We start from the raw sequence: 8,767 nt of genomic DNA, 5'->3' as shown, positions 1-8,767 counted from the left end.
ATTTGGCAGCAATAATTCTCACGTATGGTAGTTAATGAGTAGTGCAATAAATAAACAATTGGTTATGAACTCTTTATTAATGGCCATTAATAGGCGTAAACCTGTTAAAAATCTACTATTACATAGTGATCAAGGTTCACAATATACTTTGCAAGGTTATCAATATCTCTTATCCATAAAAAACATAGATGAATCATAAAGGTTGTTGTTACGACAATTCTGTTGTGGAAAGCTTCTTCAGTTCTCTAAAAAGGGAGTTACCAATAGACACCTCTCGGCACTCTAAACAGCATATCAAAACTGCTATATTTGAATATATAGAAATTTTTTATAACAAACAACGTCACTATTAACTATTGCATTCCAGAACAATTTGATGCATCATTCTTTTTGTAAAAAACATTCCAAACTTTCTCTCCACTTTTTCTGGGTAAGGTCACTTTTCCACTGATCATATTTAATCGCCATAACTTTACTCCTACTTTAACAATATTTTAATTATCATATATTATGGCAAGAAAGTCAACCCTACCTAATTTTGCTTAGTGAGCACACTAACTATGAAACAATCTATATTACCATCAAAAACAGAATTTATATTGCCCACTTCATGTCCAGTTCTTAAATCCTTCACCATTTGATATGGATGCATAACGTACGATCTGATCTGATTGCCCCAGCCTATATCGCATTTTTTACCATATTCTTCAGCCATTTTCTGTTCTTTTTTTTCCAGTTCAATTTGGTATAAACGTCCTTTAAGTAATTTCAATGCCTCATCTTTATTTCTGTGTTGAGAACGACCATTTTGGCATTGAACTACAACACCAGTTGGAATATGCGTAATGCGTACCGCACTTTCAGTCTTGTTCACATGCTGACCGCCTGCTCCAGAAGCTCGGTAGGTGTCGATCTTTAGATCCTTTTCATCCACAGCAATATCAATTGAATCTTCGATCACTGGAGTTACTCCTACACTTGCAAAACTGGTATGACGTTTACCATTTGCATCAAATGGCGATATTCTAACCAGCCTGTGAATTCCACTTTCACTTTTTGCCCACCCATAAGCTTTTTCTCCAACGATTTTTATCATTGCAGACTTTATACCAACTGACTCTCCTTCTAATTTTTCTACAACTTCAACTTTAAAGTTGTGATAAATTTCTGCCCACCTTATATACATGCGCATCAGCATTTCAGCCCAATCATTGCTCTCGGTTCCGCCAGCTCCTGAGTGGATTTCTAAAAAGCAGTTATTATTATCTGCTTCACCAGTAAATAAGGACTCTGTTTCTTTATACTTGATTAATTTCTCTAGCTTAGCTAATTCATTTTCAACTTCAGAGAAAAATTCTTCATCATTTTCATCAATAGCAGACTTCATTAAGCTGATGGCATCGTTGTAATCGCTTTCCAGCTTTAAAAACGACTCTACGTCATTCTTAATTTTAGAACGTTCTTTTAAAACTTCTTGTGCTTTTTGGTTATCTTGCCATAGGTCATCATTCGACGCTTGGGAGTCAAGCTCTTCAAGACGCAACTTTAATTTTTCTATGTCAAAGACACCTCCTGATAAGAGAAATACTTTTATTTAAGCTTTGAAAGTGTTCAAGAATTTCTGGATAAGTTTTCATTATACTTTAGATTTTAATATATTTACTATCAATAACAATAACAGTAAACAAAATAGAAATTTAACCATATGATAGTTAGTTTAAATAATTTCATTATACTTTAATGTTTAAGGAAATCAAGCGCGTATATTTATTAAAAAACAAGGTAAAGTAATGAATATTGAAATAAGTTCCCATTATGGTTTAGACAAAAAGGCTATTGATGACTTAATAGAGTCACTTGATAACGAGGAGCTAGAGAATGTTCGTAATATTGTAAAAACGATAGACAGTGTTCAGTTAGCTTATTTTTTATCTACTTCGATCAGTGATCACAGGGAGAAATTAGTTAATATCCTCGATCAACATTTGTTAAGTGATGCCCTAGTGCATGTAGTGCCAGATTTACAAATAGAGATCATAGAAACATTGGGAATAGAAAATACAGCAAAGTTACTAATGCTCCTTGATGTAGAAGATATAGTAACCATAGTGAAAGATTTAGATAGAAAGTCTGTAGAAAATATACTTTACTATTTGCCCAGCAAAACTCAGAAATCGGTAGAGGAGTTGCTATCATATCCAGAAGAAAGTGCAGGAAGGTTAATACATAAAGATATGGTTATAGCTCCATATTATTGGACAATAAATCAACTGACAGAATTTGTGTGCAACTATAAAAAAATACCAGAAAAATTTCACCAGATATTCATTATCAACTCAAAATTAGAGCCTATAGGCAGTGTTAATTTAAATAAGGTAATATCTCACTCAGGAGACACAATAATAAAAGAGATAATGGATCATGACATAAAAATCATTAAAACTGGAATAGACCAAGAGGAAGTAGCAAGAATATTTAAAGATTACTCTCTATTATCGGCTCCGGTAGTAAATAAGAATGGTAAAATTATTGGTGTGATCTTAATTGAAGATGTGATAAAAGTTGTTCAACAAGAAACAGAAGAGGATGTACTCAAAATAAGCGGTGTATCTTCTAAAGCCGATATAAATGCCCCTATACATAAAACTATAATTAAAAGGCTACCTTGGTTACTGTTTAACCTCTTAGCTGCAACAATGTGTTCCATAGTAGTTGGCTTTTTCGATGATGTAATAAAAAGTTTTATAGTGCTGCCAATAATCATGCCGATAATTGCATCAATGAGCGGAAATGCAGGATCCCAAACAGTAACGCTAACCATCCGGGCAATCGCAACAAAATATCTAACTGAGCAAAATGCAAAAAGAATACTGATGAAAGAATTTTTAATAGGTCTTATAAACGGGGTGATCTTATCTACTATTTCATTAGTAGTGTTAGCAATAAGGTTTCACAACTTCAAAGTGGAGATGATTTTTGTGGTCTCCATGATTATGATGTCAATTATTGCAACGTTCATCGGAACTTTCATTCCTATAATGCTTCACCGTTTAAAGTCTGACCCTGCCGTTTCTTCTTCAATCCTAACATCGGCAACAACTGATATTCTCTCAGCTTTTATATTTCTTGGTTTAGCTACGATCTTTTTATTAAATAGCTAATACTATCTATAGCTATACCGCCGCGAACCGTCATGCCGCGATTCATTCGCGGTATCTCTTAGCATAGATCCCGCTAACAAGTAGCGGGATGACGAGAAAGGGGCTACTTGGATGACATTCTTCCTGGTGTGCCCAAATCACAATGTTCGTACATCTGTGGATTTATTCGCGGTATAGATTCCGCTAACGAGTAGCGGAATGACGGTTTTTCAAATTGTCGTAAGTCAGTTTAGCTATAATATCAAATTTTACCAACTATTTCTTTCTATTAAATAAGAATAAATTGCCTATACAAAAATAGATTGGCAATATTTCAAGTCTGCCAAGCAGCATTAAAAACGATAGAAATAATTTTACTTCATTACTGAAAGAGGAATAATTACCCGAAGGACCTATTAAATTACTAAATCCCGGGCCAGAGTTTGTAAGCGTTGCAGAGACTGAGCTGATGCTAGTTATAAAGTCTGCATTGCTTAAGTAAGACATCACTATTGATGAAATGGTAAACGTTAACATGAAAATTGCAAAAAATATAAAGACAGAATGAACTTCATCATTCTCCAGGGTTTTTCCATTGAATTTTACTTTATTACCTGCGCCTGGGTTTAATAAAAGGTAAAAGTAATTTCTTATAGACCTTAAAAGAACAATCAAGCGAAAGATTTTGATGCCACCACTTGAAGAACCACTACATCCACCAACAAAGGTTAGAAAAAAAGCTAAGACTGAAATGAAACTCCAATCTATATGATTACAGATTGCATAACCAGTTGACGTAATCAAGGAAGTGATGGTAAATGTGCTGCATCTAAATGATAATGACACTCCTAAATCAACATTTTTATACAACCAAAAACAAGCAAATAAAGATGAAACAATAGCCATCTTAACAAAGTAAGAGACCTGTTCATCATAGCAAATGTCTAACCGTCTTATGATTTTTAAATAGCTAAGAAAAGGCAGAGAACCCAAAATCATAAAAACGATCGTTATGGCTTCTAGTATGGGATTATTATAGTGCCCTATAGAATCATTATAGTTAGCAAATCCACCAGTTGATACAGCAGATATTCCGTGACATATTGCATCAAACAGTGGCATACCAGCTAGATAATAGGAAAATATGCATAACAAAATTAGGCCATAATATATTGCTGTAACATGAATGACTACGCTTCGCGTGTTCGGCAACTTCCTTTTGGTAGCATCTGAATATTCAGAATAAAGTAAATTATTTAGGCTGAGAACCTTAAACATAGGAAAAACTGCAATTCCTATAGTTATTACACCAAAACCCCCCATGCCATGTAGCATTGCTCTCCATAGCAGTATTCCTGGAGATTGTTTTTCAATATCATTAAATATAGTTGCTCCTGTGGTTGTGATGCCAGATATCGTTTCAAACAATGCATCAACATAGCTCAGATTATCAAAATAGAAAGGAATAGCTGCAAACAGAGACAAGGCAATCCAGGTGCAACTAGTAATCGCAAAAATTGCCGGCATGCCATACAATCTACTTAATTTACCGAGTAAAATAAAAATTGCGCCAGATGTGCAGGTAATTATGAATCCAGCGAGAAAATTTTTCCATTCGTAGCTGAGATACTTATTGGTAATAGCAGGAATAAGCATTGCTAAGCTAAACAGCAATAGGAATATTCCCACAATAAATACAATTGAACGCAAATTTTGTAAACGTTGATGATTTTTCATAGAGTTACTTCCTCGCTATACAAAGCCATAAAAGCTACTCTAACGTCAAGCACTTTGTTGGCCTTTATTAACAGTTATTAACAGTATACTTGATTTACTTGTAAATATGTGTGATAATTAAATTTTTATTAGAGGTAAGATATGGTTGAATTAACTAATGCACAAGAAGAAATTCTAGATTCATTAAGACAGGCAGTCTGGAATGGCAATTTTCAAGAAGTCCAGAACGTACTCGACAATAATGAACATAATGATATACAAGCAGTTTTGAGCCACGAGGGGACTTTGACTAGTGACAAAGGTACCATTTTAAATGATGTTATTGGCTGTACTAAAACTAGCGTTAACACTAAAGTAGGGATCATTGAACTAATTTGGCAGAAAGCTGATCAAGAAACTCGTGATTTTTTGTGTGATTACAAGGTAGTAAATTCTTTTGAAGGTCAACCATATTTTGTAGATACAATAGATGGTCTTAAACCCTTTCAACAAAAAATTGACCCTAATAACACAGAATATTCTGCTCTTGCACAAGTTATTCAAGAAATAGAAGATCACAAGTGGGTAAAGGATCTTTATTCCAATGCTCCTATAGTAACTAACACTACTACACCAACTACTGGCAACAAAACCCCAGAAAAGAACGAAACAACCTTCTGGAGTGAACACAAAGGGAAGATTTCTCTAGGTGTTGGTGGACTATGCGCAGTTGGTGCTATTGCAGCCTATGTGTTGGCGTATCCTGCAGTTGCATTAGCTTTAACAGTTTTGGCAGCAGTTATATTAATGGGTGCTGGTATTGCTAAGGTTTTAGAAAATTCAAGTGTAGAAAAACCGTTTACACAACAACAAGAAGTACACTAGGAGGGTGTCATCCCAGTGCTTGACACTGGGATCCAGGAATTTTATTAAGTTGGTAAGCATAAAAGTAGCCGTTTTATGTTAAAATACAACGTTTTAATGATTATGAAAAGGCTGGATTCCAGTGTCAAGCACTGGAATGACAAGAAGAGGGTACTTGGATGACAGGAGAAGGAGGCACTGGCTCTTGGATGGAAAGCTGGATCCCAGGCTGGAATGACACCTCTCTTAGTAAAAATTACTTTTATATCATAACGTTCGTACAGTTGTGCGCACCGCTAGAACAGAGAATATAAAAAAAGCGTTGCCGTCACGTTATATCATAAACTTTTGCTGAAGCTTTCTTTACATCTTCACTTGAAAGTGGAATTAGACCAAGCCTAGATAGGTACCCATCTTCAATGCCGATCGAATCTATAATTTCTTTTATGAATTCTCTTAATCCATCAACAGTATCCAGGTGTTCTTTCTTTATGTAAAGGTATAGAGGTCTTGCTAATATATATTTTCCCGATGATATATTTTCGTAAGTTGGCTCAATTCCTGCAATTGTGCTCCCTTGTATTTTATCTTGATTCCTCATTAAAAAGCTAAAACTAAATATTCCTAAGGCATTCTTGTTACTTTTCAATTTTTGTATTATTATGTTTTCATTAATTCCAACTTCTATATACCTTCCGTCATCCCTTATATTACCACATGCTTTCTTTCTTTCTTCCTGATTTTTGTAATTCTCTTTGAAAATTCTTGAGTTCATGCATGAATATTGATCAAGCATAATAGAATTAACCAAAGTTTCGTATGTGCCTGTATTTTGATGTGGACCATAAATTTCAATTTCTGTTTTTGGTAAGGCTTGATTTACATCAGACCAAAACTTCTTATTATTTTTTACTAATTTATCATTTTCTTGAGAATATGCAGATAAAGTTTCAAATAAGTCCTTCTTTGTGAAATCAAATCTATGGCTTTGATTTGAATTTGCAATGACAACTCCATCATAGCCAATGATGATTTCTATCACTTCATTAATTTTATTCCTTTTACATAGTTCTCTTTCTACTTCCTTCATAGGGCGAGATGAAGTGGTGATGTCTGGCGTGTCTTCCCCGATTCCTGAGCAAAACATTTTGAACCCTGATCCACTTCCTATTGATTCCACAACTGGAGTCTTAAAAGGGAATACACGATTGAACTCCTCGGCTATAAACGAGATAAAAGGAAAAACAGTTGAAGACCCAACAATTCTGATGTATTTCCTGGCATCAGCATTTGACAGCGGCGTGAATAATACGAATACAAAAATCAGGAGAAAGTTTCTAAGCATTATTTTTAGTTAAGAACATAAATCTAATTATTGTAATAAAAAATCAAACTGAAAAGCTTTAATTGCATGACAAAAGCTACAGTTTACATTTAAATTTTATTTTATATTATTGTAAGTATTACACAACTTTAAGGAACAGTTATGGCAGTTATGCCAGATAAATGGATAAGAGAAAAAGCTGAAAATTTTGGAATGATAGAACCTTTTGTGAATCACAAAAGCAGCAAAGGTGTCATATCTTTCGGACTATCATCTTATGGTTACGATGCAAGAGTGGATAATAAATTTAAAATTTTTACTAATGTTAATTCAGCTATCGTGGACCCTAAAAATTTTTCTGAGAATAGTTTCATAGATAAGGAAACAGACGTATGCATAATTCCACCAAATAGCTTTGTGCTTGCAAGTACAGTGGAATATTTTCGTATACCAAGGAATGTACTGGTCATTTGTGTTGGTAAATCAACTTACGCAAGGTGTGGAATTATAGTAAACGTTACTCCCTTAGAACCTGGATGGGAAGGTCATGTCACACTCGAATTCTCAAACACCACTCCACTTCCTGCAAAAATTTATGCTAATGAAGGCGCGTGCCAATTCGTATTTCTAAGTGGCGAAAGTGAGTGTGAGAAATCATATGATGATATGAAAGGAAAATATATGAATCAGCATGGCATCACTTTGCCGCTGGTGAAATAATTACTACTTTCGTTGTGAGCTACCAGGCTGCTCTATAGACAATATTCCACTATCACCAGATAGCAAAGTTCGCGCTGATTCACTTTGTCTAAGATGTTCAATTGCCTGCCCTTTGTCATCTCCTGTGCGCATACTGCAGCCAAATTGTATATCTATTCCATTCTCAACAATGTTACATGATAACTTCATAGCAGTAGCGAAGCTTTCTTGTTGGTTAGTAGCATCTCCAGTAACAACACTACAAACAGTGAAGTTACGATCATTTCCAACTGTTCGCATCATCACTTCACCATCTCGTATACCATCATTATTTATATCCTTTGCTATAACAGTCTGGTCTACAAATCGCGTATTACCCACTTCTCGAGATATTACTTTTACAGTCGGTTGATTATGTAGCTGACCACTTCTCATTAGTGGTTGGCATAAATCAGTGTCTGATTGATCTTGCTCCACATCATTTTGTTGCCCTAACTTATTAGCTTCTTCTTCAACACGCTTATTGTATTCTTCGCCATTATTCACCTCAACTTTATTTACTGGTTGACCTTGATTGTTTTCTATGTTTTTTTGACTAAACATATCTTTATTGATAGCTCGAAAAATAAGAAATGGTATCAGTGAAATTACTAGGTTTAATATAATGCACGGAATTAAAACCACGGTAGCAGCTATATAGATTAGAGAGCTAACTATAAACTTTATTACTTTAGATAATTTAGAATCATCTTTTTGAACATTAACAGCATTCAAAAAAAGCATAGTTAAGCTAAGAGATAATGCTGTTATAGCAGTAGGCACGATGATTGGAACAAGTAAAAAAGCATTGATTAATTTTTTTCCAGAACTAGTTGGTTTAGTGCTATTATTCAGTGATGTAAGATAGTTTTGACCAACATTAGTAATCCATTTTGTACCAGACAAGACTCTTTTACTATTTTCTTCCGACATTTCAAATTTCATTGGCACCCCCAGATTATAATGCTAAATTGTACTAAAAATT

General features: G+C 34.4%; 8 protein-coding genes and 1 pseudogene. 5 read left to right on the top strand and 4 right to left on the bottom strand.

The window, feature by feature from the left end; all coding sequences use genetic code 11:
- Positions 1-34: 34 nt before the first annotated feature.
- Positions 35-396: pseudogene (locus INQ25_RS06935) on the top strand (transposase); the annotation flags it as partial.
- A 136-nt stretch (positions 397-532) separates the two neighbouring features.
- On the opposite strand, the gene prfB reads toward INQ25_RS06935, so the two are convergent.
- A protein-coding gene (prfB, locus tag INQ25_RS02070; RefSeq protein WP_141456981.1) for a peptide chain release factor 2 occupies positions 533-1,637 on the bottom strand; the annotation gives its coding sequence in 2 pieces (ribosomal slippage) (positions 533-1,561 and positions 1,563-1,637; 1,104 coding nt in all).
- A 153-nt stretch (positions 1,638-1,790) separates the two neighbouring features.
- Here prfB and mgtE point away from each other — a divergent pair.
- Positions 1,791-3,161 (top strand): magnesium transporter, encoded by a 1,371-nt coding sequence (gene mgtE / locus INQ25_RS02065; RefSeq protein ID WP_006280192.1) that lies wholly within the window; start codon positions 1,791-1,793, stop codon positions 3,159-3,161.
- A gap of 255 nt (positions 3,162-3,416) precedes the next feature.
- On the opposite strand, the gene INQ25_RS02060 is transcribed toward mgtE, so the two are convergent.
- Entirely contained in the window at positions 3,417-4,877 is a 1,461-nt protein-coding gene (locus tag INQ25_RS02060; RefSeq protein WP_213862949.1) for a TrkH family potassium uptake protein, read from the bottom strand.
- Between the two features lie 141 nt (positions 4,878-5,018).
- Here INQ25_RS02060 and INQ25_RS02055 point away from each other — a divergent pair, with 141 nt between their 5' ends.
- Both INQ25_RS02055 and INQ25_RS06600 read left to right on the top strand, forming a co-directional pair.
- A complete protein-coding gene (locus tag INQ25_RS02055) occupies positions 5,019-5,741 on the top strand; it encodes a hypothetical protein (RefSeq protein WP_213862948.1) in 723 nt (240 codons plus the stop codon).
- A gap of 158 nt (positions 5,742-5,899) precedes the next feature.
- A complete protein-coding gene (locus tag INQ25_RS06600) occupies positions 5,900-6,034 on the top strand; it encodes a hypothetical protein (RefSeq protein WP_281410242.1) in 135 nt (44 codons plus the stop codon).
- A gap of 14 nt (positions 6,035-6,048) precedes the next feature.
- On the opposite strand, the gene INQ25_RS02050 is transcribed toward INQ25_RS06600, so the two are convergent.
- On the bottom strand, positions 6,049-7,065 hold the full coding sequence (locus INQ25_RS02050) for a substrate-binding domain-containing protein (RefSeq protein ID WP_213862947.1): 1,017 nt from the start codon (positions 7,063-7,065) through the stop codon (positions 6,049-6,051).
- Between the two features lie 141 nt (positions 7,066-7,206).
- Between INQ25_RS02050 and dcd the strand changes: the two genes are divergently transcribed.
- Positions 7,207-7,764 carry a dCTP deaminase gene (gene dcd / locus INQ25_RS02045; protein ID WP_006280485.1) on the top strand — a complete coding sequence of 186 codons (558 nt, stop codon included), beginning with the start codon at positions 7,207-7,209 and terminating at the stop codon, positions 7,762-7,764.
- A gap of 3 nt (positions 7,765-7,767) precedes the next feature.
- Here dcd and INQ25_RS06415 read toward each other — a convergent pair whose 3' ends face one another.
- Complete coding sequence (locus INQ25_RS06415) at positions 7,768-8,727, bottom strand: hypothetical protein (protein WP_246484063.1); 960 nt, start codon at positions 8,725-8,727, stop codon at positions 7,768-7,770.
- Positions 8,728-8,767 lie beyond the last annotated feature (40 nt).

Origin of the sequence: Wolbachia endosymbiont of Rhagoletis cerasi (assembly GCF_018454475.1) — a bacterium.
GTDB classification, from domain to species: Bacteria; Pseudomonadota; Alphaproteobacteria; order Rickettsiales; family Anaplasmataceae; genus Wolbachia; species Wolbachia pipientis.
This window is presented reverse-complemented; position numbering and strand designations above follow the sequence as displayed.